Annotated in this window: 22 protein-coding genes; 6 read left to right on the forward strand and 16 right to left on the reverse strand. The window is 69.2% G+C overall.

The window, feature by feature from the left end:
* Positions 1-14 precede the first annotated feature (14 nt).
* From QFZ67_RS16020 to QFZ67_RS16030, 3 genes are all read right to left on the reverse strand, one after another.
* Positions 15-704, reverse strand: a complete 690-nt coding sequence (locus tag QFZ67_RS16020; RefSeq protein ID WP_307661769.1) for a hypothetical protein — start codon at positions 702-704, stop codon at positions 15-17.
* 18 nt (positions 705-722) lie between these two features.
* Positions 723-1922 carry a cyclic dehypoxanthinyl futalosine synthase gene (mqnC, locus tag QFZ67_RS16025; RefSeq protein ID WP_307661770.1) on the reverse strand — a complete coding sequence of 400 codons (1200 nt, stop codon included), beginning with the start codon at positions 1920-1922 and terminating at the stop codon, positions 723-725.
* A 122-nt stretch (positions 1923-2044) separates the two neighbouring features.
* A complete protein-coding gene (locus tag QFZ67_RS16030) occupies positions 2045-3727 on the reverse strand; it encodes a serine/threonine-protein kinase (RefSeq protein WP_307661771.1) in 1683 nt (560 codons plus the stop codon).
* A 207-nt stretch (positions 3728-3934) separates the two neighbouring features.
* Between QFZ67_RS16030 and QFZ67_RS16035 the strand changes: the two genes are divergently transcribed.
* Positions 3935-4987, forward strand: a complete 1053-nt coding sequence (locus QFZ67_RS16035) for an esterase family protein (protein WP_307661772.1) — start codon at positions 3935-3937, stop codon at positions 4985-4987.
* Positions 4988-5003: 16 nt separating this feature from the next.
* Here QFZ67_RS16035 and QFZ67_RS16040 read toward each other — a convergent pair whose 3' ends face one another.
* Positions 5004-5888, reverse strand: coding sequence for a menaquinone biosynthetic enzyme MqnA/MqnD family protein (locus tag QFZ67_RS16040; protein ID WP_307661773.1), 885 nt, complete (start codon positions 5886-5888; stop codon positions 5004-5006).
* Positions 5889-6229: 341 nt separating this feature from the next.
* Here QFZ67_RS16040 and QFZ67_RS16045 point away from each other — a divergent pair, with 341 nt between their 5' ends.
* Together QFZ67_RS16045 and QFZ67_RS16050 are read left to right on the forward strand one after the other, a co-directional pair.
* The gene (locus QFZ67_RS16045; RefSeq protein ID WP_017948713.1) at positions 6230-6433 is read left to right on the forward strand and encodes a cold-shock protein; all 204 of its coding nucleotides are present in this window, start codon (positions 6230-6232) and stop codon (positions 6431-6433) included.
* Between the two features lie 180 nt (positions 6434-6613).
* Complete coding sequence (locus tag QFZ67_RS16050) at positions 6614-7018, forward strand: DUF1992 domain-containing protein (RefSeq protein WP_307661774.1); 405 nt, start codon at positions 6614-6616, stop codon at positions 7016-7018.
* Positions 7019-7033: 15 nt separating this feature from the next.
* Here the strand turns inward: QFZ67_RS16050 and QFZ67_RS16055 are convergent, their stop codons facing one another.
* A complete protein-coding gene (locus QFZ67_RS16055; protein WP_307661775.1) occupies positions 7034-8341 on the reverse strand; it encodes a M1 family metallopeptidase in 1308 nt (435 codons plus the stop codon).
* Positions 8342-8396: 55 nt separating this feature from the next.
* On the reverse strand, positions 8397-12413 hold the full coding sequence (locus tag QFZ67_RS16060; protein ID WP_307661776.1) for a Pls/PosA family non-ribosomal peptide synthetase: 4017 nt from the start codon (positions 12411-12413) through the stop codon (positions 8397-8399).
* 527 nt (positions 12414-12940) lie between these two features.
* On the opposite strand from QFZ67_RS16060, the gene QFZ67_RS16065 reads away from it, so the two are divergent.
* Positions 12941-13798, forward strand: coding sequence for a MaoC/PaaZ C-terminal domain-containing protein (locus tag QFZ67_RS16065; protein WP_307661777.1), 858 nt, complete (start codon positions 12941-12943; stop codon positions 13796-13798).
* Here QFZ67_RS16065 and QFZ67_RS16070 read toward each other — a convergent pair.
* Positions 13734-14381: a TetR/AcrR family transcriptional regulator gene (locus QFZ67_RS16070; protein WP_307661778.1), complete on the reverse strand. Its 648-nt coding sequence runs from the start codon at positions 14379-14381 to the stop codon at positions 13734-13736. The two genes, QFZ67_RS16065 and QFZ67_RS16070, sit on opposite strands and share 65 nt — an antisense overlap.
* 181 nt (positions 14382-14562) lie before the next feature.
* Positions 14563-15228 carry a hypothetical protein gene (locus QFZ67_RS16075; protein ID WP_307661779.1) on the reverse strand — a complete coding sequence of 222 codons (666 nt, stop codon included), beginning with the start codon at positions 15226-15228 and terminating at the stop codon, positions 14563-14565.
* A gap of 403 nt (positions 15229-15631) precedes the next feature.
* On the opposite strand from QFZ67_RS16075, the gene QFZ67_RS16080 reads away from it, so the two are divergent.
* Positions 15632-16762, forward strand: a complete 1131-nt coding sequence (locus QFZ67_RS16080; protein WP_307661780.1) for a glycosyltransferase — start codon at positions 15632-15634, stop codon at positions 16760-16762.
* A 17-nt stretch (positions 16763-16779) separates the two neighbouring features.
* Here the strand turns inward: QFZ67_RS16080 and QFZ67_RS16085 are convergent, their stop codons facing one another.
* From QFZ67_RS16085 to QFZ67_RS16105, 5 genes are all read right to left on the reverse strand, one after another.
* Positions 16780-17076, reverse strand: coding sequence for a DUF4229 domain-containing protein (locus QFZ67_RS16085; RefSeq protein ID WP_307661781.1), 297 nt, complete (start codon positions 17074-17076; stop codon positions 16780-16782).
* Positions 17077-17154: 78 nt separating this feature from the next.
* A complete protein-coding gene (locus QFZ67_RS16090; protein ID WP_307661782.1) occupies positions 17155-17679 on the reverse strand; it encodes a GNAT family N-acetyltransferase in 525 nt (174 codons plus the stop codon).
* Positions 17680-17687: 8 nt separating this feature from the next.
* On the reverse strand, positions 17688-19211 hold the full coding sequence (locus QFZ67_RS16095; RefSeq protein WP_307661783.1) for a DUF2079 domain-containing protein: 1524 nt from the start codon (positions 19209-19211) through the stop codon (positions 17688-17690).
* Between the two features lie 163 nt (positions 19212-19374).
* The gene (gene mqnE, locus QFZ67_RS16100) at positions 19375-20538 is read right to left on the reverse strand and encodes an aminofutalosine synthase MqnE (RefSeq protein ID WP_307661784.1); all 1164 of its coding nucleotides are present in this window, start codon (positions 20536-20538) and stop codon (positions 19375-19377) included.
* A 49-nt stretch (positions 20539-20587) separates the two neighbouring features.
* Positions 20588-21043 (reverse strand): Lrp/AsnC family transcriptional regulator, encoded by a 456-nt coding sequence (locus tag QFZ67_RS16105; RefSeq protein WP_307661785.1) that lies wholly within the window; start codon positions 21041-21043, stop codon positions 20588-20590.
* 114 nt (positions 21044-21157) lie between these two features.
* On the opposite strand from QFZ67_RS16105, the gene QFZ67_RS16110 reads away from it, so the two are divergent.
* A complete protein-coding gene (locus tag QFZ67_RS16110) occupies positions 21158-21304 on the forward strand; it encodes a hypothetical protein (RefSeq protein WP_307661786.1) in 147 nt (48 codons plus the stop codon).
* 5 nt (positions 21305-21309) lie between these two features.
* On the opposite strand, the gene QFZ67_RS16115 is transcribed toward QFZ67_RS16110, so the two are convergent.
* From QFZ67_RS16115 to QFZ67_RS16125, 3 genes are all read right to left on the reverse strand, one after another.
* Positions 21310-21969: a UbiX family flavin prenyltransferase gene (locus tag QFZ67_RS16115; protein ID WP_307665863.1), complete on the reverse strand. Its 660-nt coding sequence runs from the start codon at positions 21967-21969 to the stop codon at positions 21310-21312.
* 94 nt (positions 21970-22063) lie between these two features.
* The gene (mqnP, locus tag QFZ67_RS16120) at positions 22064-22966 is read right to left on the reverse strand and encodes a menaquinone biosynthesis prenyltransferase MqnP (RefSeq protein WP_307661787.1); all 903 of its coding nucleotides are present in this window, start codon (positions 22964-22966) and stop codon (positions 22064-22066) included.
* 79 nt (positions 22967-23045) lie between these two features.
* Positions 23046-24497, reverse strand: a complete 1452-nt coding sequence (locus QFZ67_RS16125; protein ID WP_307661788.1) for a menaquinone biosynthesis decarboxylase — start codon at positions 24495-24497, stop codon at positions 23046-23048.
* Between the last annotated feature and the right edge of the window lie 8 nt (positions 24498-24505).

Genomic DNA, 24505 nt, shown 5'->3' on the forward strand with positions numbered 1-24505 from the left:
CCAGGACATGGCCCCTACGCGCGCCGGTACACCAGACGTCCACCGAGTACGGTCGCGACGCAGGTCCCCGCGCCGTGCAGCCGCAGCATCCGCGCCGGGACGTCGTCGGCCGGGACATCATCGACCGGGCCATCGTCGACCGGTACGCCCTCGACCGGTACGTCGAAAACCGCGAAGTCGGCGGACCCGCCGACCGTGAGGCTCCGGTCGAGCAGGGCGTTCAGCGGGTAGCCCTTGAACGGATCGAGCGTGAGCGCCTCGCGCTCGGCGCCACCCATCGGTTCGCGTACATACAGCCCCGACCGTGCCACCGCTGTCCGCACCGAGGGCCGGGTGAACGGGCCGCAGACCGCCGTCACCCCGTGCCGCAGCAGCCGCTGCAACCCGCGTCGCGCGCTCGCGCCCCAGCGGGCCTCGTCCATCTCCAGCGCCGCCAGCGCCTCGCCGGTCAGCGGCTCGGTGCCGAGTTGGTCAGCCTCGCGCGGATCGGGGTGGTAGGCCGCCTCAAGCAGTGCGGCGGCCTGCGGGTGCCGCAGCCCGGGGGTCAGCAGCCCGGGCCAGCGCCGCACCCGCGCCTGCGGGCGGGCGGCAGCCATCTCCTCGTACGTGCCCATCGCGATGATCAACCCGGCGTCCACGGCAACCGCGTGGACCCCCCGGCGGCCGCCCACAAAGACGTCGTCCGCCACATGGATGGTCTGCAACTCGGCCTCGTACCGCTCTTAGTTGGAGGCGAGCAGCTTCAGCTCGGGGTGGGCCGTACCACCCTCGATCGCCGTGGACGAGATGTGCGAGGCGACGCGCTCGTCGACCGGGTCGTCCGCCGGGTCGTCGTGCACGACGATGTGCTCGTACGTCGTCGTCCGCTGCGCCGGCACCCGGCCCGACTTACGGATCAGGTCGATGATCTCCAGCCGGTTCGACCGGTGCTTCGCGCCCGCCGAGGAGACGACGTTCTCCTCGAGCATGATCGAACCGAGGTCGTCCGCGCCGTAGTGCAGCGACAGCTGGCCGACCTCCTTGCCCGTGGTCAGCCACGAGCCCTGGATGTGGGCGACGTTGTCGAGGAAGAGGCGCGCGATCGCGATCATGCGCAGGTACTCGAAGAGCGTCGCCTGCGTACGGCCCTTGAGGTGGTTGTTCTCGGGCTGGTACGTGTACGGGATGAAGGCCCGGAAGCCGCCCGTCCGGTCCTGCACATCGCGGATCATCCGCAGGTGCTCGATCCGCTCGGCGTTGGTCTCGCCGGTGCCCATCAGCATTGTCGACGTCGACTCGACGCCCAGCCGGTGCGCGGCCTCCATGATCTCCAGCCACCGCTCGCCGGACTCCTTGAGCGGCGCGATCGCCTTGCGCGGCCGCTCGGGCAGCAGCTCGGCGCCGGCGCCCGCGAAGGAGTCGAGGCCGGCGGCGTGGATCCGGGAGATCGCCTCCCCGACCGACACCTTGGAGATACGGGCCATGTGCTCGACCTCGGAGGCACCGAGGGAGTGGATCACCAGCTCCGGGTACGCCGTCTTGATGGCCGAGAAGTGCTTCTCGTAGTACTCGACGCCGTAGTCCGGGTGGTGCCCGCCCTGGAACATGATCTGGGTGCCGCCGAGCTCGACCGTCTCGGCGCAGCGCCGCAGGATGTCGTCGAGGTCGCGCGTCCAGCCCTTGTCGGTGTCCTTCGGCGGGGCGTAGAAGGCACAGAACTTGCAGGCGGTGACGCACACGTTGGTGTAGTTGATGTTGCGCTCGATGATGTACGTCGCGATGTGCTCCGTACCCGCGTAACGCCGCCGCCGTACGGCGTCCGCCGCCGCGCCCAACGCGTGCAGCGGCGCGGAACGGTACAGCTCGAGCGCCTCCTCCGGGGTGATCCGCCCACCCTCGGCAGCACGGTCCAGCGCGGACTGAAGGTCGGCCTTCTCGGTCACCGGGTGTCACCTTTCGGCGGTGGTTCAGAGCATCTGCGGGCCGATCCAGCCTACGCCAGGGGTGGTGGCAACCTGCGGGCACGGTCGGCACGGCGTCGGTGCGTGGCCCGCCGCGGTGACGATCACCTCGACTTTTCCAGCAGGGCACGCGGGTTGCCCGCCCGTGGGTCCTGGGAGGTGTACTCCAGGCGGCCCTCGGCGAGCCGCAGCTTCACCGTGTGCGTGCCCGCCGTGCAGGCATTGCCTTCCTTGCCGCTGGACTTGCCCTCGGCGACCAGCTCCGTCCTGCTCGCGCTGCGCAGTACGAGGTTGTCCTCGCAGGCGAAGCTCCCCAGGGCGTCGAACTGGTTGACCGTGCCGACCTTCGCGCCCGTCTTCCCGGAGCCGATGACGATCGTGAAGGTCCCGGCGTTGATCTTGCTGCCGGCGAACTCGACCTGGAAGGGGCCCTTCCAGGTGCCGATGAAGGTCTTCCGGACCGCGTTCGCCTGCCCCTCGGGTTCGCCCGACGCGCTGTCCGACACCGACGGGCTCTTGGTCTTCTGCGGCCCGGCCGCCGAACTGTCACCCTTGCCGTTCCCGCCCGGGAACAGATCGAACAGCACCGTCCCGCCCACCGTCACCGCCGCAAGCGCACCTGCCACCGCCAGGGCCACCGTGCAGCTCACCTTCCGGCCCCGGCGTTCGCCCGGCTCGCCGGACCCGGTCGGTACGGAGTCGGCCGTCATCGAGACGGAGAGCCGCCCGTTGGGGCTGTGTTGGCCCGGCAGCGACGAGTCCCGGGGCGGCTCCACCGGCGGCCCGAACGCCCCGACCGCGGCGCTGCTGAACGCAACCGGCCCTGACGCCACCGGGTCCGACGCCAACGGCCCCGAACCCACCGGCCCCGACGCCACAGGGTCCGCCTGCGACGGCTCGAGATCCAGCAGTCTGACCGCCGACCGGCTGACCTGCTCGACCAGCGGGCCCGGCAGCCATCCCGCCCCGACCAGCGCGGCCGCCCCACCCGGGGCCAGCCTGTTCGCGATGTCGGCGGGCGCGGGCCGCGCTGCCGGGTCCTTGGCGAGGCAGTCGGCGACCAGTTCGCGCAAGTCGCCCTCCAGGGAACCCAGTTCGGGCTCCCCGTGCACCACCTTGTAGAGCAGCGCGGCCGAGGAGTCGCCCGGGAAGGGCGCCGCGCCCACCGCCGCGTACGCCAGCACCGCGCCCAGCGAGAAGACATCGGCCGCGCCCGTGACGCCCTTGCCGAGGATCTGCTCCGGCGACATATAGCCGGGCGAGCCGACCGAGACCCCGGTTGAGGTGAGCGAGGCGGTGCCGTCTGTGGCGCGGGCGATCCCGAAGTCGATCAGCCGCGGCCCGTCCAGGGTCATCAGCACATTGGACGGCTTCACATCCCGGTGCACCAGCTCAAGACCGTGCACGGCCGCGAGTGCCTCCGCGAGGCCGGCGCCCAGCACCCGTACCGAATGGGTGGGCAGCGGACCGTGGTCGGTGACCGCCTGGGACAGGGCCGGACCGGCCACATACCCGGTCGCCACCCAGGGCACCGGCGCCTCCGGGTCGGCGTCCAGCACCGGCGCCGTCCACTGCCCGCCGACCCGCCGCGCCGCCTCCACCTCACGCCGGAACCGCGCCCGGAACTCCTCGTCGAGCGCGAAATGCGGATGGACCACCTTCACCGCGACCGTACGGCCGCCGGCGCTGCGCCCGAGATAGACGCGGCCCATCCCGCCCGCCCCCAGCCTGCCGAGCAGCCGGTACGCCCCGATGCTCTGCGGCTCGCCCGGATCCAGCGGCTGCATCTGCACTCCCCCGATTGCCTGTTGCCCTGCGTTGCCTCGCGTCGCGTCGCACCTGCTGCGCTTCAGCCTAGGCCCGGCGTGTTCGGCATCACGAGGATTCCCGCCGCCACGGAGCGAACCGAACCGGGCGTTCCGTCATCTCTCCGGTCGTAAATCACACGGCTTGTCCGAAAACCGCTCCTGTGCCAGAACCCTCGGAGTCCCCCAATGAAACGCCTGCCCAAGGCCCTCATAGCCGCCGTCGCCCTCGGCTCTGTCGCGCTCGTCGCCGGCTGCTCGGACGAGGGCGACCCTGTCTCCTTCGACGGGCCCACCGCGAAGGCCCCCGCCGCCCAGCAGTCGGGCGGCGGCTCCGGCGGCGGTACGACCGAAAAGGCGGCCGGGGAAGCCGCGGCCAAGACACTGATGCCGACCGGCCCGAGGGCCGAGTTCACCACCCAGAACACTCTCGACGACGGCACCAAGATCGGCGTAACCACGCTGGACGGCCAGAAGTCCGGCTTCCAGGGCAAGGTGTGGGTCTGGGCCCCGAAGGAGTACTTCGACCCCAAGTACGCGAACAGCGGTTTCCCCGTGCTGATCGCCCTCCCCGGCGGCAACGGCTACCCCAAGAACTACTGGATGGGCACCGACCTCAAGCTGCAGAGCAGCATCAGCAAGTGGTCGCAGGAGGGCAAGAGCCTGCCGTTCATCGTGGTCATGCCGGTGCTCAACCCGGACGCCAAGTACTACTACGACGGCAGCGACATACCGGGGCAGCCGAAGATGGGCACCTGGATGACCGAGGACGTCCCCGACTTCGTGAAGGCCAACTTCCGTACGTTCAGGTCCCGTGACGGCTGGGCCTTCATGGGCTCCTCGTCCGGCGCGTTCGTCGGCCTGAAGTCGGTGCTCCAGCGCCCGGACAAGTTCAAGGCCGTGATCGCCTCCGGTCCCGACACCGTCCCGGACTCACCGCTGTGGGCGGGCCACGAGACCCAGCGGCAGGCCAACAACCCGGAGAAGCTTGCCAAGGCCCTGGCCGCCAAGCCCGACACCAAGGACAACGACGTCTATCTGGCCTTCCAGATAGGCACCAAGGAGCGCGGGATGAACAGCCTCAAGCGCTTCGTCCGCGACTACTGCAAGGGCCCGGTCAAGAGCCGCCTCCAGGTCATCCAGGACGGCGAGCACAACGCCAAGACTTACGTGAAGGGCATGGGGGACGGATCCATCCAGTGGATCAGCGAGCACATGCAGGCCCCCATCCCCGCGTCCTGACCCCGACCCCGCCTCGTCACAACTGCCGGCCGCCGAGCAGCTCCACCGTCACATCAGCCGGGAACCCGGTCGTCGGCCCGGTCCGGCGCGCGAATTCCCGTACGCCCGCGAGCTGCTCGGCCCCGAAACGGAAGTCCAGAGTCGTGAAGTAGCGCTCAAGGAGTTCCGCGTCGAAGGTCTCCCAGCGCGCCGCCTGCTCGGCCACCTTGGTGACCTCCTCCAGGGAGACATCCCTCGAGGCGAGGAAGGCCTCGTGCACCTTCTGTACGACGACGGGCTCGCGCGCCAGATAGTCCTTGCGCGCCGCCCACACCGCGAAGACGAACGGCAGCCCGGTCCACTCCTTCCACATCAGCCCCAGATCGTGGACCTGGAGGCCGAGCTTCGGCGCATCGTGCAGCGAGGCCCGCAGCGCGGCGTCGCCGATCAGCACGGCAGCGTCCGCCTCCTGCATCATCAGGCCGAGGTCGGGCGGGCACGTGTAGTAGTCGGGCGTCACCTTGTACTGCTCGGCCAGCAGCAGCTGGGCCAGCCGTACCGACGTACGCGACGTGGAGCCGAGCGCCACCCGCGCCCCGTCGAGCTGCTCCAGCGGCACCTGGGACACGATCACGCAGGACATGACCGGCCCGTCACAGCCGACCGCGAGGTCGGGGAAGGCGACGAGCTGATCGGCATTGCGCAGGAATTCGACGAGGGTGATAGGCGCGATGTCGAGGGCGCCGCGCACCAGCTGCTCGCTGAGCTTCTCCGGGGTGTCCTTTGTCAGCTCGAGATCGAGGAGAGTTCCGGTACGCGCCAGCCCCCAGTACAGGGGCAGACAGTTCAGGAACTGGATGTGGCCGACGCGGGGCCGGCTGCGACGGTGGTCGGTTGCTGTGCCTTCTCCAAGACTGTCCACATCGCGAGGCTAGACCTGCGGCCTACGGGCGGGGGTGCCGGGGCAGTACACACGCCCGTGCACGACCCGTACAAGCACCCGTACACGCACCCCTCCCGAGCTGCGATTCGTCCGCGATTCGCCGGCCAATCGTCAGCGGATCAAGGGCCCGTCAAACGTCCGGGTGACGTGATCTTTCCCTCTACCGCTGCGCACACGCTGCGTGCTAGGCTCAACGCAAGTTGCAGTTTGGTTTCCCTTGCAGTACAGAGCCTGCGGAGCATGTAACCCGCAGGCTTTTGTAGTTTTCAGACTTCTTGCAGGTTCTGGAGCAGGGCAACCCTTTGGCCCAAGGAGGGCTTATGGCTACCGGAACCGTCAAGTGGTTCAACGCTGAAAAGGGCTTCGGCTTCATCGCCCAGGACGGCGGCGGCCCGGATGTCTTCGTCCACTACTCCGCGATCAACGCGACCGGCTTCCGCTCCCTCGAGGAGAACCAGGTCGTGAACTTCGACGTCACCCAGGGCCCGAAGGGCCCGCAGGCGGAGAACGTCACCCCGGCCTAGTCAGCCACGGGTCGGCGATCGCGAACGACTCAGCAGTACCAAGGAGCCCCGTTTCTTTGTGGATCGGGGCTCCTGCCTTTCCGGCTTTCTGGCCTTTCTCCCCCACCATCACCGCGTGCGACACGTGCCACGATTGGGGACAGAGGTGTGGAAGCAGCGGGTCGAGCGGGAGGACGAGTCGTGACCGAACGCAAGCCGCCGGGCGTCAGCTTCGAGTCGTGGGTCGACAAGCAGATCCGCGAGGCGTCCGAGCGTGGGGACTTCAAGGACCTGCCGGGGTTCGGGAAGCCGCTGCCCGACGTTGATCGCACGTACGACGACCTGTGGTGGGTCAAGCAGAAGATGCACCGCGAGCACCTCTCCTACCTGCCGCCCACGCTCGCCCTCCGCAAGGAGGCCGAGGACGCCCTGGAGGCTGCCCGGCGGGCGCCGTCCGCGGCCGAGGTACGGCGGATCCTGACAGAGGTCAACGAGAAGATCGCCGCGGCGATCCGCCGCCCTCCGCCGGGTCCCCAGCTGGGGCTCCAGCCCTACGACGTGGACGCTGTCGTACGCGACTGGCGCTCCGGCCGGCCCGCAGGCTGAGAGTCCCCCACGACGTCAGTGGCGCGGTTGCGGCAGAGTGGGCAGCTTCGCGTCGTACAGCCACATCGTGAACAGCCCGTCGAGCGGATGCGAGGAGTGCCGCTGCGCGAGCGCGATGAACTCCTCCGTGGTCACCACCCCGTGCCGGTGACTCGCGGTCCACTCCCGCAGCAGCCTCACGAACGCCGCGTGCCCGATCACCGTACGCAGCGCATGCAGCGTGAGCCCGCCCCGCTCGTAGAGCCGGTCGTCGAACAGCCGCCGCAGGCCCGGGTCGCCGATCCGGATGTCCTGGCGCAGCAGGGCCAGCTTGGCCCGGGACTTGGCGGCCAGCGTGGCCGCCGAGGGGCCGCCGGACACCTCGGACCAGAGCCACTCGGCGTACTTCGCGAAGCCCTCGTTGAGCCATATGTGCCGCCAGTCCGCGACAGTCAGGCTGTTGCCGAACCACTGGTGGGCCAGCTCGTGCGCGACCAGGCGTTCGCTGCCGCGCCGCCCGTCCACATGATTGGCCCCGAAGATCGAAAGGCCCTGTGCCTCGACAGGCACGTCCAGTTCCTCGTCCACCACCACGACCGCGTAGTCGTCGAAGGGGTAGGGGCCGAAGAGGTCCGTGAAGGCGGTCATCATCTGCGGCTGCCGGGCGAAGTCGTGCTCGAAACGGCTGAGCAGCCGCCGGGGCACAGCGGCCGGCTGCGGCACCTGCCCGGCCTGCTTCACCTCGACGAGCTCGTACGGGCCGATCTGGACGGTCGCGAGATAGCTGGCCATGGGCGCCGGGTGCTCGTACACCCACGTGGTGGTGGAGGCGCTGATCGTACGAGAGGTGAGGGTGCCGTTGGCGACCACGGTGTACGGGGACGGGGTGGTCACCGCGATCCGGTAGGCGGCCTTGTCGCTGGGGCGGTCGTTGCAGGGGAACCAGGAGCGGGCACCGCTCGGCTGGGAGGCCACCAGCGCGCCCTCCTCCAGCTGTTCCCAGCCGAGGTCGCCCCAGTCGCGGGTGCGGACGGGCCGCGGGACGCCGGTGTAACGCACCTCGACGGTGAAGGCGGCCCCGGCGCGCAACGGCCGGGCGGGCCGTACCCGCAGCTTGTCGGCGCGGTGCGTGTACCGGGCCGGGCGGGCGCCGTCCACGAGTACGCGGTTGATACGGAACGGGCCGAGGTCCAGGGCGACCTCGGCCAGCTCACGTTCGGCGACGGCGCTGATCCTGGCCCGGCCGGAGAGCCGGCCGGCGTACGGACGGTAGTCCAGCTCCAGGTCGTACTCCGTCGTCCGGTAGCCGCTGTCACCGTGCTGCGGCAGGTACGAATCCGTCACCCTTGTACGCCCTCTGTGTCTTTCTCATCGTGCGATTTCGGTGCCGCGGTCTTTCTCATCGTGCAGTTTCCGTGCCCCGCTCATCGCCTTGCCAGGCCGCGATCGGGTTCCCCAGCCAGCGGGTCCCCGCCGGCACCCTCTCCCCTCGCATCACCAGCGACGCCGGGCCGACCGTCGCCCGCTCGCCGATGACCGCGCCGGGCAGCGCGATGCCGTGCGGGCCCAGCGTCGCGCCCGCTTCGAGGACGACATTGTCCATACGCATGATCCGGTCATGGAAGAGGTGCGTCTGCACAACACACCCGCGATTGACGCTCGCCCCGCCGCCGACCGTCACAAGGTCGGCCTCCGGCAGCCAGTACGTCTCGCACCACGCCCCGCGGCCGATGCGGGCGCCGAGCCCGCGCAGCCACAGGTTCATCAGCGGCGTCCCGCTGGTGGCGCCGACCAGCCACGGCACGGCGAGCACCTCCACAAAGGTGTCGGCGAGCTCGTTGCGCCACACGAAGGACGACCACAGTGGGTGCTCAACGGCCCGGAAACGGCCGACCAGCAGCCACTTCGCCGCGATCGCGACGACGCAGGCGACCAATCCCGCGGCGAGCAGCACTCCGCCGCCGCACAGCACCGCGAGACCGACGCCGATGCGGGATGCAAGCAGCTCGAAGGCCGCGAGGGCCAGTACGGCGAGTGCCGCTCCGCACATGACCGGCACGATCCGGCAGACCTCGACGGCCGCGCGGGCCCACATCAGCCGCTTCGGCGGGTGGAAGGTACGGCTCTGGTCGCCCTCTTCGGCCGACCGGGGCAGCTTCATCGGGGGCATCCCGAGCCAGGAGCTGCCCGCCTTCGCCCGCTTCGGGGTGGCGGACAGTACGCCGACCAGGCCGCGTTTGGGTACGGAACGGCCCGCGGCCGTCATCCCGGAGTTGCCGAGGAAGGCCCGCTTGCCTATCCGCGCCTCGGCGATCCGCAGCCAGCCGCCGCCGAGTTCGTACGAGGCGACCATCGTGTCGTCGGCGAGGAACGCCCCGTCGCCGACCGTCGTCATCGCGGGCAGCGCCAGCACGGTCGACGCCTCGACCCGGCGGCCCACCTTCATGCCCAGGGCCCGTAGCCACACGGGCGTGAACAGGCTCGCGTACAGCGGGAAGAGGTGCACCCGCGCCATGTCCATCAGCCGCTCGGTCGCCCACGCCTGCCAGGCGACCCGGCCGTGGACGGCGTGGTAGCCCTCTCGCAGGCCGATGCTGAGCAGCCGTACGCCGACCAGGACGATCAGCGCGTACGTGACCACGGCGACGACCGTCGCGAGCGGCACGGCGGTCAGGGCGGCCGTCAGCGCTTCACCGATGCCGGTGCGGCCGCGCAGGAACAGGCCGATCACCAGCAGGCCCGGCAGCGCGGCGAGTGCGGGCAGCAGCCCGAGCGCCAGGGATGTGAGCGAGTAGACCGTGGTCCAACGCCGCCTGCGCAGCGGGCGGCCGTCGGGGAGATGGCGGTTGGCCTTCCCCTTGCGGGAGGCGGGCACGCCCGCCCAGCGCTCGCCGGCCGGGACCGTTGCGGTCACACCGGAGCCGGGCGCGATCTCGGCGCGCTTGCCGATACGGGCGCCGGGGAAGAGCGTGCTGCGTGCGCCGACGGTGGCTCCGGCGCCGATCCGTACGGTGCCGATGTGCAGCCGGTCGCCGTCGAGCCAGTGCCCGGACAGATCCGCCTCGGGCTCGACCGCGCAGCCCTTGCCGAGGCGCAGCATCCCGCTCACCGGCGGCAGCGCGTGCAGATCGACGTCGTCGCCGATACGGACGCCGAGCGCCCGTGCGTAGTACGTGAGCCATACGCCGGCGAGGCTGGTGGCACCGCTGAGTTCGGCGAGGCGTTCGGCCGTCCACAGCCGCAGATGGACGCCGCCGCCGCGCGGATACGTACCAGGGCGCAGGCCGCGCAGCAGCAACCGCGCACCACCCGCCGCGATCACGATCCGCCCGGGCGGGCTGACGATGAGCAGCCAGCCGAGGCCCACCCACCACCACGACACGGTGGGCGCCCACGGCAGGCCGAGCACGTTCCCCAGGAGATTGCTGATCGCCACCGCCACCACGCCCCAGCGCAGCCCGACAACGCCGAGCAGCGGCAGCATGAGAAGCGTCTGCGCGAATCCGGTACGGCGCGGCACCGGCCGCACCTCCCCGGCCTCGGGTCCGCCGGTGGAGGACGCGTCCAGCGTCCGGGCGAGCGCGCCGAGCGTCGGGTTCTGGTAGATGTCACCGACCGACCCGGCCGCGTACCGCTCCCGGATGCGTGACACGAGCTGCGCGGCGGCCAGGCTGCCGCCGCCGTTCACGAAGAAGTCCGCGTCGGGGCCGGTGACCGGGGTGCCGAGGAGTTCGGCCCACTGCCCGGCCAGCCAGGCTTCGGTGACGGTGAGTTCGGCATCCTCAGCCGGTGTGTCCACGTTCGGCAAGGGCCAGGGCAGCGCGGCCCGGTCCACCTTGCCGGAGGTACGGGTGGGGAGGGTGTCGATGACGGCGAGCAGCGGCACGAGGGCCGCGGGCAGCTCCTTGCGCAGCCGTTTCACGCTGTCGGCCTGGTCGAAGCCGTCGCTCTCGACGCCAGCACTCCCGACGCCTCCGCTCTCGACGCCGTCAGTCCCGGCACCTTCGCGCTCGGCGCCGTCCCTTCCGGCGCCGTCCCTTCCGGCTGCGTCGCTCTCGACGACATAGCCGACCAGCAGCTGATGTCCGGCTGTGGTGGTACGAACCGCGGCCGCCGCTCCCGCGACGCCCGGCAGGGCCTGCAACGCCGCGTCGATCTCGCCGAGTTCGATACGGCGGCCACCGAGCTTGATCTGCTCGTCGGCGCGGCCGACGAAGAGCAGGCCGTCCGCCTCCGCCCTCACCAGGTCGCCGCTGCGGTAGGCGCGGTCCCAGCTGAGAGCGGGCAGGGGTGCGTACTTCTCGGCGTCCTTCTCCGCGTCCAGGTAACGGGCCAGGCCGACGCCGCCGATGACGAGCTCACCGGTCTTGCCCATGGACACGAGGTCGCCCTGGGCGTCCACGACTGCGAGCTCCCAGCCGTCGAGCGGCAACCCGATCCGTACCGGTCCTTCGCCGGTCAGGAGCGCGCCGCAGGCGACGACGGTGGCCTCGGTCGGGCCGTAGGTGTTCCAGACCTCACGCCCCGTGACGGCCATGCGCTCGGCCAGCTCGGGCGGGCAGGCCTCGCCGCCGAAGATCAGCAGCCGTACGTCGTCGAGCGCCTCGGCCGGCCACAGCGCGGCGAGGGTGGGGACCGTCGAGACGACGGTGATGCGCTGCTCGACCAGCCAGGGGCCGAGGTCGAGGCCGGTACGTACGAGGGAGCGGGGCGCGGGGACCAGGCAGGCGCCGTGCCGCCAGGCGAGCCACATCTCCTCGCAGGAGGCGTCGAAGGCGACGGACAGCCCGGCGAGAACGCGGTCGCCGGGGGCGAGGGGCTCCTCCGCCAGGAAAAGGCGGGCCTCGGCGTCGACGAAGGCGGCGGCGCTGCGGTGGGTGACCGCGACGCCCTTGGGCTTGCCGGTGGAACCGGAGGTGAAGATGATCCACGCGTCGTCGTCCGGCCCCGGGCGCTTGCCCGTGTCACCGACGGGGGCGCCGCACGGCACGATCGTCCGCCCGGCGCCGACGACGGCGCTCACCGCGGCCTCGGTGAAAACCAGCTCGGCGCGCTCGTCGGGATCCTCGGCGTCGACCGGGACGTAGGCGGCGCCCGCCGCGAGTACGGCGAGAATCGACACGTACAGGTCGGTGGTCCCGGACGGCACACGTACGCCGACGCGGTCGCCGACACCGATCCCGGCGGCGGCCAGGCGCAGCCGCATCGTCTCGACCTCGGCGAGCAGTTCGCGGTATGTGAGGGGCGCGGTACCGTCGTCGACAGCTGATGCATTCGGGTGACGGCGGGTGGTCTCGTCGAGGATGTCGAGGAGGGTGCGCTCGGGGGCTGCGGCTCCCGCGGTGAAGAGCGCGGGCGCGGGCACCTGGTCGAGCAGCGGGTCGAGCAGCGTCAGGGACTCGGCGGCCACGGTCATACAGCGTCCCGCAGGTCGCCCGGTAGAGGTTGGTTCCTGTGGATGACGGCCCGGTTCGTACGCATCTCTCACTCTCCGTAGGTCGTGTCGAGTGCGCTGCGAATCCCCATTCCGCGCACGGCAAACGGCGAGTTTATCCAGCGTTAACCCGACCCGCCTGTTGTGCGCGGCACAGGCCATTCGCTCCCGTCGGCCCGCCCGGACCACGATCGAACGGCATCACCCCTGCTCGGAAGGGTGGATGGAGCCACTCTCCGGACGGCGTCCCGGCCCGGCGCCGACCGCCCGAATGTGGCGAAGGGCACTCGCCGGTCACCCTGCGTTCATGCGGGGCGGCTGTCCGACGCGTGCTACTTGACCGGCAACCAGAAGTGGCGTTCAGGCGGCGTGTTCAGGCGTACTCACACCCAGGAGTGGCTGAGTAACCTTACTTCGCAGTAAATCTGCGACCCAGCAGGGGAGTCAGGACAATGACCGACCGACCAGGTCGTACGCGTCGACGGGCAGAGGCTGCTGGGAGCAGGACAGTGCCCCTCGCGCTCACCCTGGCGCGAGGCGCGCTGACGTCGCCGCTGAAGCGGAACATCCATGCGGGGGCCCGGCTCCCCGGGACCCGGCTGGTGGAGCCGGGCGTACGGATCGCCCCGGTCCGCCTCGCCGCGTACGCACATATCTGCGGCTTCCAGCAGGCGGACCCGCTGCCCCTCCCGTATCCGCACATCCTCGGATTCCCGCTCGCGATGCGGCTGATGGCGGACCGCAGCTTCCCGCTCCCTCTCCTCGGCCTGGTCCACACTCGTATCGAGATCACCCAGCACCGCGCCCTGCGTCCCGAGGATTCTCTTGAACTCACCGTGTACGCAGATGAGTTGAGGCCCCATCGCCGCGGCACGGAAGTCACGATGGTGACGGAGGCAAGGCTGGACAGGAAGCCGGTGTGGGAATCCCGCAGCGCCTATCTGGCCCGTCACAGAACCATGCAATCCGGTCCTCCCGACGACCCTCGCGAGAGCACCCCTGATCTCCCCCTCCCCGCGGTCGCCGAGTGGCAGCTCCCCGCCGGCGTCGGGCGCCGCTACGGCGCGGCCTCGGGCGACCGCAACCCCATCCATCTGCACCCGCTGACCGCGAGGCTGTTCGGCTTCCCGCGCGCGATCGCCCACGGCATGTGGACGCTCGCCCGCTGTCTGGCCGAGGCGGACACGGGTCAAGCAGCCTGCGTACGAGCGGAGTTCAAGGCCCCTGTACCGCTCCCCACGACCGTGACCTACGCAACCGACGGCACTGCCTTCCAACTCCGCAGCGGCGACCGCGTCCACCTCACCGGGGAGACCAGCGCTCACCCTTCATCAGGTCGCCCAGCCCCATCCAGGCGAAGTTCATGAGCGTCCCCGCCGCTTCCTTCGCCGAGACGCCCCCGGTCTCGTTCGCCCACCCCGCGAGCGACTCCGCCGCACCGACCAACGCCTGTGCGAGCCCCGCCAGATCGCGGTCGGCCAGCTCGGGGCCCTGGTGGGCCTCGCGAGCCGCGGCCCCGATCAGACCGGTCACGAACGCCACGATCTCGTCCCGCATCACCGCCACCTCCGCGGCGAACGGCTCCCCGTGCGTCCGCGCCTGCCGGTGCAGCACCGACCAGCCATCGGGGTTCTCGGCGGTGTGCGTGAAGAACGCCCCGAGGCCCGCCCACAGTTGCCGGTCAGCCGGCAGCCCCGGCTCGGCCCCTGCCTGCACGGCCGCGATCAGCGCCTCGGACTCGCGCCGGATGCACGCCGTGAAGAGCTCTTCCTTGGAGCTCAGGTACAGATAGACCAACGGTTTGGAGACCCCGGCCAGTTCTGCGATCTCGTCCATCGAGGCCGCGCGGTAGCCGCGTTGCCCGAAGGTCTGCACGGCGGCGTCCATCATCTGCCGCTCGCGCACGGCGCGCGGCATGCGTTTGCTCCTGATGCCCTTCACAGCACCCATGTCAGACATCCTCCCGCCCCACACATCCTTACCTCGCGGTAAGCCTACGACCCCCAACAGGAGCCCAAAAACGCGGAACGGCCCCCCTTCCAGCATGAAAGGGGGGCCGCGCCACGATCCAGACCAGGTCAGGGCTGCAACCTGACCAGAACCACTGGCCGAGTCGAGCGCCTGGAGCAGGCTACGGCGCCGTCGGCTGGTCCGTTACCTCTGTCCAAGGGTTCTCGCACGTAAGGGTCGGGGCCACCGCAGGAATAATAGGCGGCCCGGGATCCTCAGGAACAAAGGGGTTCAGGGTGCACTCGGTCTCCCACACGACCCCGGCCGTGGTCAGCACCTGGAACGAGATGCCATCCGGGAGGATAGACGACAGGTTGTTACTGGACGCCGAGATGGAACAGGCGTCCAGCGGGAAGGCCGTGTTGTCGCTGATTTCCGTCCAGGCGTAGGTGCCGCCGGGGACCGTCCGGACGCCCGCGTGCGCCTCGACAGTGCCCGTGCCCGGGCCGTCCGGATCGAAGAGCGCGCCGCTGATCTGGTGGAGGGAAACCGCATCGAGCACGAGGGGGTTGTAGGTGTCGACGTCGTTGCACGACCCAGGGCCGGTGGCACCGGTCGCACCCGTGGCACCCGTAGCGCCGGTGGCACCCGTAGCGCCGGTGGCACCCGTGGCACCCGTGGCACCGGTAGCGCCCGTGGCACCCGTCGCGCCCGTCTTCCCCTTGCCCTTGTCCTTCCCGCAATCGTCGCCGCCGGACAGTACGGCCCTCCCGTCCTCCACCGTGATCTCGCAGTAGTCGTCGTCCCCAGCCGACGGGCCTGCCGCACTCACGGTGCCAGGCGCCATGGGACTGTTCGCTACGCCAACCGCGGGGCTCGCGATCCCCGCAAGCACGAGGACCATCGAAGCGATGGTGCCGCCGGTCAGCCAGGCACTGCGTCTCGGAAGCGGACCCAGGGAGGACCTGCTCCTGTTCTCAGGATTCATTCACTGCTCCTTTTGGAACCGGATCTTGGAACCGGATCGGATGATGCACCGGAAGCGGGTTCGAGCTTCCCTCGAAATCATCGGTTCACAGACGCAATGCCTTAAGAGCCTCGCGAAGCTATCAACAGGATGGCGTATTAGGGGAACTCCAATGGGCGCATGCGCGACAGCGAACCCGGAACCGCGGTCGGCGTGCCGTCACCGGGCTCGCAGGCCCAGTGCATAAGGTCGCCCGGTCCGACCCGCCGGGAATGGTGATGCCATGAAGCCGTCCATCTGCCTCTGCATGATCGTCAAGAACGAGGCAAAAGTCATCGAGCGATGCCTCGCCTCCGTCCGTGACCTGGTGAGCACCTGGGTCATCTCGGACACCGGCTCGACCGACGGAACCCAGCAGCTGATCCGTACGGCACTGGATGGCATCCCGGGCGAGCTTCACGAGGAGCCCTGGGTCAACTTCGGCCACAACCGGACCCTGAACATCCAGCACGCCCGCGGCAAAGCCGACTTTCTGCTCCTCCTCGACGCCGACCTCGTGATCCGGCGGGACGGCCCCCTGCCCCGTCTGACAGCCGATTCCTACATGCTCCGGCACGAGGGCGCGACCGAATACCGAATCAAGCGCCTGGTCCGCGGCGACATCGCCTGGCGCTACGAGGGCGTCACCCACGAGTACCTCACCGCCGACCAGCAGCACAGCCAGAGGAATCTCGACGCGCTCGTCATCGAGGACTTCGCGGACGGGGGCTCACGGCACGACAAGTTCGAGCGCGACGCGCGCCTGCTGGGCGCCGAGCTCGAGCGCGACCCCGCCAATTCACGCACGGTCTTCTATCTGGCGCAGACCATGCGCGACATGGGCGACGACGACGAGGCGATCACTCTGTACGAGCGCCGCGCGGAGATGGGGGGCTGGCCCGAAGAGGTGTACTACGCGCTGTTGCAGGTCGGGATCCTCAAAGCCAAGACCGACGACTGGCCCGGAGCCATGGACGCCTTCTCACGCGCCTGGGAGTCGCGTCCGCAGCGGCTCGAAGCGTGTTACGAACTGGCCGCGCGGCTGCGCAAACTGGGCCGCTACCGTCTCGCGCACTCGATCGTCCGCGCCGGGCTCGGCCAGAGGCAGCCGGAGGACCTGCTCTTCGTCCAGCCATGGGTGTATCGCTGGGGTCTGCTGTTCGAGTTCTCGATCACGGCCTACTGGGTGGGCGACTTCACCGGCTCGCTCCAGGCGTGCGACCGTCTTCTGGCGATGCCCGACGTGCCCGACGCCCATCGCGAGCAGACACGAGCCAACCGCACATTCGCGGCACAGCGGCTTGCGGCGATTCCCGAGCCGGCCACCAGATCCAGGGCGGCCAGGCGAGCGCGTACGGGCTCGAAGAAACGCTGACAACCGCGGCGCGGCGGCTACTGGACGGCGCCGTCCTCCTGCGTACGGTTCGCATCGAGGCGGGCCTTGGCCTTGTCGACCTTGCCGACGAGCTGCTCGGACATCGCGTCACGCTGCTTGCCCAGTAGTACGAAGCTGAGCGGCGCGGACAGGACGAGAGCGAGCAGGACGACCCAGACGAAGTTCGAGTCGCCAAGCCCCTTGGGCAGTACGCCGAACTGGACAAGGCCGCCCACGACGACGAGGCAGCCGATAAAGATGGCGAAGCGCATGGCGGTATACCGGATCGCGGCGCTCGTCCTGGCAGCGGACACGGCGGGCCTTCTCTCTTCGTACGACAGGTCGTGCCCAACCAGTGAAGCACGGTCGGCAGTGCCCCCTCCAAGCGGGCATCAGAGCAGCGGGAGCAGCATCGTGATGTCGTCGCGGTCGTCACCGTCGGCCACCCGGATCGCGCCAGGCACCCGCCCGACCTCCTTGTAGCCGCAGGCCCCGTAGAAGCGGTCGACGCCGGTGCCGCCGCGGCAGGTGAGCCGTATCGCCTCGATGCCCTCGAAGCCGCGGGCCGCGTCGGCGGCCGCGGCCATCAGATCGCGGCCATGGCCCATGCCCTGGTGGCGCGGGTGGACCATGACCGTGTACAGCCAGACCCAATGCAGCATCAGCCGGTGCGTGTTGTGCGTGAAAAAGGCGGTGGCGGCGACCGCCCCCTCCTCGTCGTATCCCACGAGCAGCCGGGTGCGGCCCTCGGCCATCGAGGCCAGATGCTTCACAAGCTCGGGCCGTACGGCCTCGCGGTCGACCGGGGGCACGAAGCCGACCGCGCCGTCGGCGTTGGACACGTCGGCCCAGAGCGCGAGGATCCCGTCCCGCAGGGCGCGGTCGACCGGCGGATCCAGCTCGAAATCAAGGGACATGGTGGAGATTATCTATTAGGCGGAAAGCCGTTCACATCGTGCCCGCTCCCTGGGACGCCGAGTCCGTCCGGGCTCTTGAGCAGGACGAAGCCATCCTGGTCAGCCACGGTGCGGTACCCCTTGCGGCGGGCGCCGTCCAGTTTGAATTTCTCCTGTGCGACCGTCAGCGGCCATCGCCGATCCGCCGGCACCCGTGTGTCCACCATGATCCACTGAGGAGAGGGGCGGCTTGCGAGCCAGCCGAACATGCTGACGCTCGTGCGGCTGGTGAGCTGGGGCGCCAGCTGGTTGGACGCCTGGACCGTGGCGCCGTCAGGGATCTGATCCATCAGACGGTGGGCGACAGGGATGCGGGGATCGGTCCGCCAGGTGGCCGGCTGGACCAGCTGCCACAGCGGAAACTGCGGAAGCAGCAGGACGGTGATCGCGGCAGAGCCCGCGAGACAGCGGCGCAGACTGCTCGCACTGGAGCGCCGTCGGACCAGAGCGTCGATGAAAGCCGCGAAGACGATCGGCATCAGCACCAGCGAATAGTGGAACTCGGTGCCCCAGTGAAATGCGTTGCCCGAGGCACCCCGCCAGAGCAGGGTTGGCAGTGCGATCCACAGCAGCGGGGATCGCAGAGCCAGGAACAGGGTCGGAGCCAGGACGAGCACAAGAGTCGACATCTTGGGCTCGGGGGTGATGAGACCGATCGTGTACTTGTAGAGCAGATCTCCCGGTCCGCCTTCACTTCCTCCCGGGCTGTCCAGGTAGAACCAATAGGCGAAGGACCCACTCGGATTGACAGCCGGCAGAACCACCAGCAGCGCCAGTACGATCCCGGCCAGACCGGCCGACGCGGTGAAGATCCCGAGCCTGCGGTCGCCGCGCCGGGCGATGACGAGACCGATCACGGCCACCGTGAGCCCGAGGTCTTCCTTCACCAGCAGCAGGGGAAGAGCCCAATACGCCGCGGCGCGCAGCCGGTCGTTCCCGAGAGCCGTCAGTGAAAAGGCGAGGAGGGGGACAGCGAAGGCCACTTCATGGAAGTCGAAGCCGACCGCACTCGCGATACCCCAGGAAAGGCCGTAGCCGGCACCGATGACCGCGGCGGCCAAGGAGCCCAGGGTTCGGTTTGCCCAGACGGTCAGGGGCAGCACGCTGACGGCGATCAGCGCCGCCTGCGTCACGAGCAGGGCGTTCGGCGACGGCCACAGCCAGTAGAGCGGTGCCACCAGGGCCAGAATGGGTGAGAAGTGGTCCCCCAGGACGGGAAAGTCCGGACCCTTCAGTTCAGAGACGGGCAGGTGCCCGTGTGCGTAGGACTGGACGACCTGCTCGAAGATTCCCAGGTCGTAGCTGTTGGAGAGCATCCGCTGATGGATACGCAGGGACAGCGCCGTGTAAAGGAGAAACAGCGCTCCCGCCAGGACCCACATCCACCATGCGACGCCGGAGCGAATTTCATGAACCGTCTTCGCCGGCGACTGTCTGTCGAATTCCGATTGCTGCGGTGGGAGCGTGGTGCCGCTGGTGGGGGATGCTTGCATGACCATGCCTTCCAGAAAGCTGAGGCTGAGTGGCCATCAAGATGCCAGCAACCTGGAAGACTTGACTCTGGGCAAACTGCTGTGTGGTCAGAATCCCCCGAATGGCCGCGCCCCCGGGCGAATTCGGAAACGTCCGTGCCCGGGGCGGGGCCTCAGTCCCGCGTCAGACCCGCATCGGCTGCGGCGACTCACGGCGGTCGGCGTCCGGGCCCGGGTACTCGCGGATGATCTCGTAGCGGGTGTTCCGCTCGACCGGGCGGAAGCCCGCGTCGCGGATCAGGTCGAGGAGATCGTCGCGGGTCAGCTTGTTCGGCGTGCCGTAGTTGTCCGCGTCGTGCGTGATCTTGTACTCGACGACCGAGCCGTCCATGTCGTCCGCGCCGTGCTGCAGGGCCAGTTGGGCGGTCTGCACACCGTGCATCACCCAGAAGACCTTGACGTGCTGGACGTTGTCGAAGAGGAGACGCGAGACCGCGAAGGTCTTCAGCGCTTCCGCTCCGGTCGCCATGGTCGTACGGGCCTGCAGGCGGTTGCGGACCTTGCCGTCCTGCATGTCGACGAAGTCGTGCTGGTAGCGCAGCGGGATGAAGACCTGGAAGCCGCCGGTCTCGTCCTGCAGCTCACGCAGCCGCAGCACATGGTCGACGCGGTGGCGGGGCTCCTCGATGTGCCCGTACAGCATCGTGCACGGGGTCTTGAGACCCTTCTCGTGCGCGAGCCGGTGGATGCGCGACCAGTCCTCCCAGTGGGTGCGGTGGTCGACGATGTGCTGCCGGACCTCCCAGTCGAAGATCTCGGCGCCGCCGCCGGTCAGCGACTCCAGACCGGCCTCGATCAGCTCGTCGAGGATCTCGGACGCGGACAGGCCGGAGATGGTCTCGAAGTGGTGGATCTCGGTGGCGGTGAAGGCCTTCAGGGAGACGTTCGGCAGGGCCTTCTTCAGCTCGCTGAGGGAGCGCGGGTAGTAGCGCCACGGCAGGTTGGGGTGGAGCCCGTTGACGATGTGCAGCTCGGTGAGGTTCTCGCCCTCCATCGACTTGGCGAGGCGGACGGCCTCCTCGATGCGCATGGTGTACGCGTCCTTCTCGCCCGGCTTGCGCTGGAACGAGCAGTACGCGCACGACGCTGTGCACACATTCGTCATGTTGAGGTGTCGGTTGACGTTGAAGTGGACGACGTCACCGTTCTTGCGCGTACGCACCTCGTGCGCGAGGCCGCCGAGCCACGCGAGGTCGTCCGACTCGTAGAGGGCGATGCCGTCCTCACGGGTCAGCCTCTCCCCGGCCCGGACCTTCTCCTCCAGCTCGCGCTTGAGTCCCGCGTCCATAGACGGCCGCCTCCCATGTGTCTCGTAACAGGCTCCGCCCACCGTATCCCTAGCTCTCCTCGGGCAGATCTCCGACCCGGTTCTCCCACTTGGTGGAGAGCACGATGGTGGTACGCGTACGGGACACACCCCTGGTCCCGGACAGCCGGCGGATCGTCTTCTCCAGACCGTCCACGTCGCTCGCCCGCACCTTGAGCATGTACGAGTCGTCTCCCGCGATGAACCAGCAGTCCTCGATCTCGGCGAGGTCCTTCAGCCGGCGCGCCACGTCCTCGTGGTCGGCGGCGTCGGAGAGCGAGATGCCGATCAGGGCGGTGACGCCGAGGCCGAGCGAGGCGGCGTCGACGGTGGCGCGGTAGCCGGTGATGACGCCTGCCGCCTCGAGGCGGTTGATGCGATCGGTGACGGAGGGCCCGGAGAGCCCGACGAGCCGGCCGAGCTCGGCGTACGAGGCCCTGCCGTTCTCTCTGAGGGCCTGGATGAGCTGCCTGTCCACCGTGTCCATATGCCTGGACCCTTCCATTGTTTAGCAATCTCGCAAGTCTACGTATAGAATCTAAGGCATGCAGGGCAAGCACCCTGCGAATCTTTCAAACGATCAAAGACGATCTTTCAGGAGATGACACTCACCGTGTACACGATCGAGATGGCCTACGCCCACATGCGAGAGCTGCAGGAGCTGGCCAACCGCTCGCGTGCCCACCAGCCGGCTGCCGCGCACCGCGTCGACAAGACCCGTAACGCACGCCGCGCCAAGAAGCGCTGACCCGGCTAATCCGTACGAGAGCCACCGAGCTCTCCCTCCCAACGGCGGTACAGCTGATGCGGCACACCTGCCGCATCCAGCACCCGCCCCGCGACGAAGTCCACCAGATCCTGGATGTGCGTCGCTCCCGCATAGAACGCCGGAGAGGCGGGCAGCACCACGGCGCCCGCCTCGTCCAGCGTCACCAGATGCTTGAGGGTCTGCCCGTTCAAGGGCGTCTCCCGGATCGCGACCACAAGCTTCCGCCGTTCCTTGAGCGTGACGCTCGCGGCCCGCTGCAGCAGATCCTTCGAGAGTCCGAGCGCGACCCCGGCCACACAGGCCGTGGACGCCGGGACGATCAGCATTCCCTTGACCGGATACGAACCTGACGAAGGCCCGGCGGCCAGGTCCCCGGCGGCCCAGTGCCGTACATCGTCGATGTCCACCCGGAAGGTACCCGGCTTTCCGTCGGCCCCTCGCGCCAGCCACTCCCGCAGATCCTCGCGCCAGTGCGCGTCGCGGAAGGCGATCCCCGTCTCGTCGAGCAGCGTCAGCCGCGAGGCACGGCTGACCACCAGGTCCACGCTCTCGCCCGCGGCAAGCAGCCCACGCAGCACGGCGGCGGCGTACGGCGTCCCGGACGCGCCGGAGACCCCGACGATCCAGGGGCGGCGGCTCTTCACTCTTCCTGGCTCCACACCGGTGAGCCTATCCGGCGGCCTGTGGAGCGATACGTCAGGCGTTCGGGTCGGCCGGCGACGGTGTGCCGCGCCGTGGCTACACGGTCAGGCCACGAACCAGGAGATCCAGCAGCGCACACCCGAACAGGGCAATCCCGATGAACCCGTTGACGGTCAAGAACGCGCGGTTGAGGCGGGACAGGTCGTTCGGCTTCACGATCGTGTGCTCGTAGAGGAACGCCGCCGCGACGGTCACCAGGCCCGTCCAGAAGAACCCGCCCGCGTCCGTCGCCAGCGCGTACCAGGCCAGCAGAACCGTCGTCACAAGATGCGAGGCCCGCGCACCGTACAGCGCCGCCGGGACGCCGAAGCGGGCCGGCACCGACAGCACACCGTGGGCGCGGTCGGCATCGACGTCCTGGCAGGCGAAGATCAGGTCGAAGCCGCCGATCCAGATGCCGACCGCGAGGCCGAGGATCACCGCGTCCCAGGACCACTGCCCGGTGATCGCGATCCACGCGCCGACCGGGCCCATGGCCTGGGCGAGGCCGAGGATGGCGTGCGGGAAGTTCGTGAACCGCTTGCCGTACGGATAGACCACCATCGGGATCACCGCGATGGGGGCGAGCGCGAGACACAGCGGGTTCAGCGCGGCCGCGGCGCCCAGGAAGACGACGACCGCGATCAGCGCGCCGGTCCAGGCGGACTTCACGGAGACCGCGCCGGTGACGAGTTCACGCCCGGCGGTACGGGGGTTACGGGCGTCGATCTCGCGGTCGATGATCCGGTTGCAGGCCATCGCGAACGTACGCAGCCCGACCATGGCGATCGTCACCAGGAGCAGCCGCCCCCAGTGGATGTTCCTGTCGAGCTGGAACATCGCGGTGAGGGAGGCGATGTACGCGAAGGGCAGCGCGAAGACCGAGTGCTCGATCATCACCAGCCGGAGGAAGGCCTTGGTCCTGCCCGGACCCGGTACCGCTGCGGCGGACGCGCTCACAGGCCGTACTCCGGTTCATCCCCGCAGAGGCGGGGAAACCCCGGCTCCGCGCTGCCGTTCTCCATGGTCGGCCTTCGCCTCACAGCCCGTACTCCTTCCAGCGACGGGTCACCCGTTCGGATGTCTCCGGGTCGGACTCGACCATGTTCGGCCAGCCGCCGTCCCGGACGTACCCCTCCTCGGGGAGCTTCTTCGTCGCGTCGATGCCCGCCTTGCCGCCCCAGAACTGCTGGTACGAGGCGTGGTCGAGGTGGTCGACGGGGCCCTCCACCATCGTGAGGTCGCGGGCGTAGTCCGTGTTGCCGAGCGCGCGCCACGAGACCTCGTGCAGATCGTGGACGTCGCAGTCCGCGTCCACCACCACGATCAGCTTCGTCAGCGACATCATGTGCGCGCCCCAGATCGCGTGCATGACCTTCTGCGCGTGCTTCGGATACTTCTTGTCGATCGAGACGATCGCGCAGTTGTGGAAGCCGCCGGACTCGGGCAGGTGGTAGTCCACGATGTCCGGCACGATGATCTTGAGCAGGGGCAGGAAGAAACGCTCCGTCGCGCGTCCCAGCGGCCCGTCCTCCGTCGGCGGGCGGCCCACCACGATCGACTGGAGCAGCGGGCGCTTGCGCATCGTCAGACAGTCGATGGTCAGCGCCGGGAAGGGCTCCTGCGGGGTGTAGAAGCCGGTGTGGTCGCCGAACGGGCCCTCCGGCAGCATCTTTCCCGGCTCCAGCCAGCCCTCGATCACGACCTCGGCCTGCGCGGGGACCTGGAGCGGGACCGTCTTGCAGTCGACCATCTCGATCCGCTTGCCCTGTACGAAGCCCGCGAAGAGGTACTCGTCGATGTCGCCGGGCAGCGGTGCGGTCGACGCGTACGTCACCGCGGGCGGGCAGCCGAAGGCGATCGCGACCGGCAGCCGCTCGCCGCGCTTGGCGGCCACCTGGTAGTGGTTGCGGCTGTCCTTGTGGATCTGCCAGTGCATGCCGATGGTGCGGCGGTCGTGGCGCTGGAGGCGGTACAGACCGAGGTTGCGCACCCCCGTCTCCGGGTGCTTGGTGTGTGTCAGGCCCAAGTTGAAGAAGGACCCGCCGTCCTCGGGCCAGGTGAACAGCGCCGGCAGCTGGTCCAGGTCGACGTCGTCGCCGCGCAGGACGACCTCCTGCACCGGCGCGTCCTTCACCTTCTTCGGCGGTACGTGGACCATCGTGCCGAGCTTCCCGAACGCCTCGCGCACGCCGACGAAACCGTGCGGGAGCTCCGGCTTGAGCAACCCGCCGATCTTGTCGCTGATCTCCGAATAGGACTTGAGTCCGAGCGCCTTGAGGAGTCGGCGGTCCGTGCCGAAGACGTTCATCGCGAGCGGCATCGCCGACCCGCGCACGTTCTCGAACAGCAGGGCCGGACCGCCCGCCTTGTTCACGCGGTCGACGATCTCCCCGACCTCCAGGTACGGGTCGACCTCGGCCTTGATGCGCTTGAGGTCTCCCTCGCGCTCCAGCGCCCGGAGCAGGGAGCGAAGATCGTCGTAAGCCATGCCCCCCA

Origin of the sequence: Streptomyces sp. V1I1 (assembly GCF_030817355.1) — a bacterium.
Lineage (GTDB): Bacteria > Actinomycetota > Actinomycetes > Streptomycetales > Streptomycetaceae > Streptomyces.

What these genes read in the sequence shown, in the direction of transcription:
- QFZ67_RS16080 (WP_307661780.1), top strand. Translation starts at nt 15,632, where the DNA reads ATGAAGCCGTCCATCTGCCTCTGCATGATCGTCAAGAACGAGGCAAAA.
- QFZ67_RS16095 (WP_307661783.1), bottom strand. Translation starts at nt 19,211, where the DNA reads ATGCAAGCATCCCCCACCAGCGGCACCACGCTCCCACCGCAGCAATCG.
- QFZ67_RS16060 (WP_307661776.1), bottom strand. Translation starts at nt 12,413, where the DNA reads ATGACCGTGGCCGCCGAGTCCCTGACGCTGCTCGACCCGCTGCTCGAC.
- QFZ67_RS16075 (WP_307661779.1), bottom strand. Translation starts at nt 15,228, where the DNA reads ATGGCGCCTGGCACCGTGAGTGCGGCAGGCCCGTCGGCTGGGGACGAC.
- QFZ67_RS16030 (WP_307661771.1), bottom strand. Translation starts at nt 3,727, where the DNA reads ATGCAGCCGCTGGATCCGGGCGAGCCGCAGAGCATCGGGGCGTACCGG.
- QFZ67_RS16070 (WP_307661778.1), bottom strand. Translation starts at nt 14,381, where the DNA reads ATGGGTGCTGTGAAGGGCATCAGGAGCAAACGCATGCCGCGCGCCGTG.
- QFZ67_RS16105 (WP_307661785.1), bottom strand. Translation starts at nt 21,043, where the DNA reads ATGGACACGGTGGACAGGCAGCTCATCCAGGCCCTCAGAGAGAACGGC.
- QFZ67_RS16125 (WP_307661788.1), bottom strand. Translation starts at nt 24,497, where the DNA reads ATGGCTTACGACGATCTTCGCTCCCTGCTCCGGGCGCTGGAGCGCGAG.
- QFZ67_RS16090 (WP_307661782.1), bottom strand. Translation starts at nt 17,679, where the DNA reads ATGTCCCTTGATTTCGAGCTGGATCCGCCGGTCGACCGCGCCCTGCGG.
- mqnE (WP_307661784.1), bottom strand. Translation starts at nt 20,538, where the DNA reads ATGGACGCGGGACTCAAGCGCGAGCTGGAGGAGAAGGTCCGGGCCGGG.
- QFZ67_RS16110 (WP_307661786.1), top strand. Translation starts at nt 21,158, where the DNA reads ATGACACTCACCGTGTACACGATCGAGATGGCCTACGCCCACATGCGA.
- QFZ67_RS16045 (WP_017948713.1), top strand. Translation starts at nt 6,230, where the DNA reads ATGGCTACCGGAACCGTCAAGTGGTTCAACGCTGAAAAGGGCTTCGGC.
- QFZ67_RS16035 (WP_307661772.1), top strand. Translation starts at nt 3,935, where the DNA reads ATGAAACGCCTGCCCAAGGCCCTCATAGCCGCCGTCGCCCTCGGCTCT.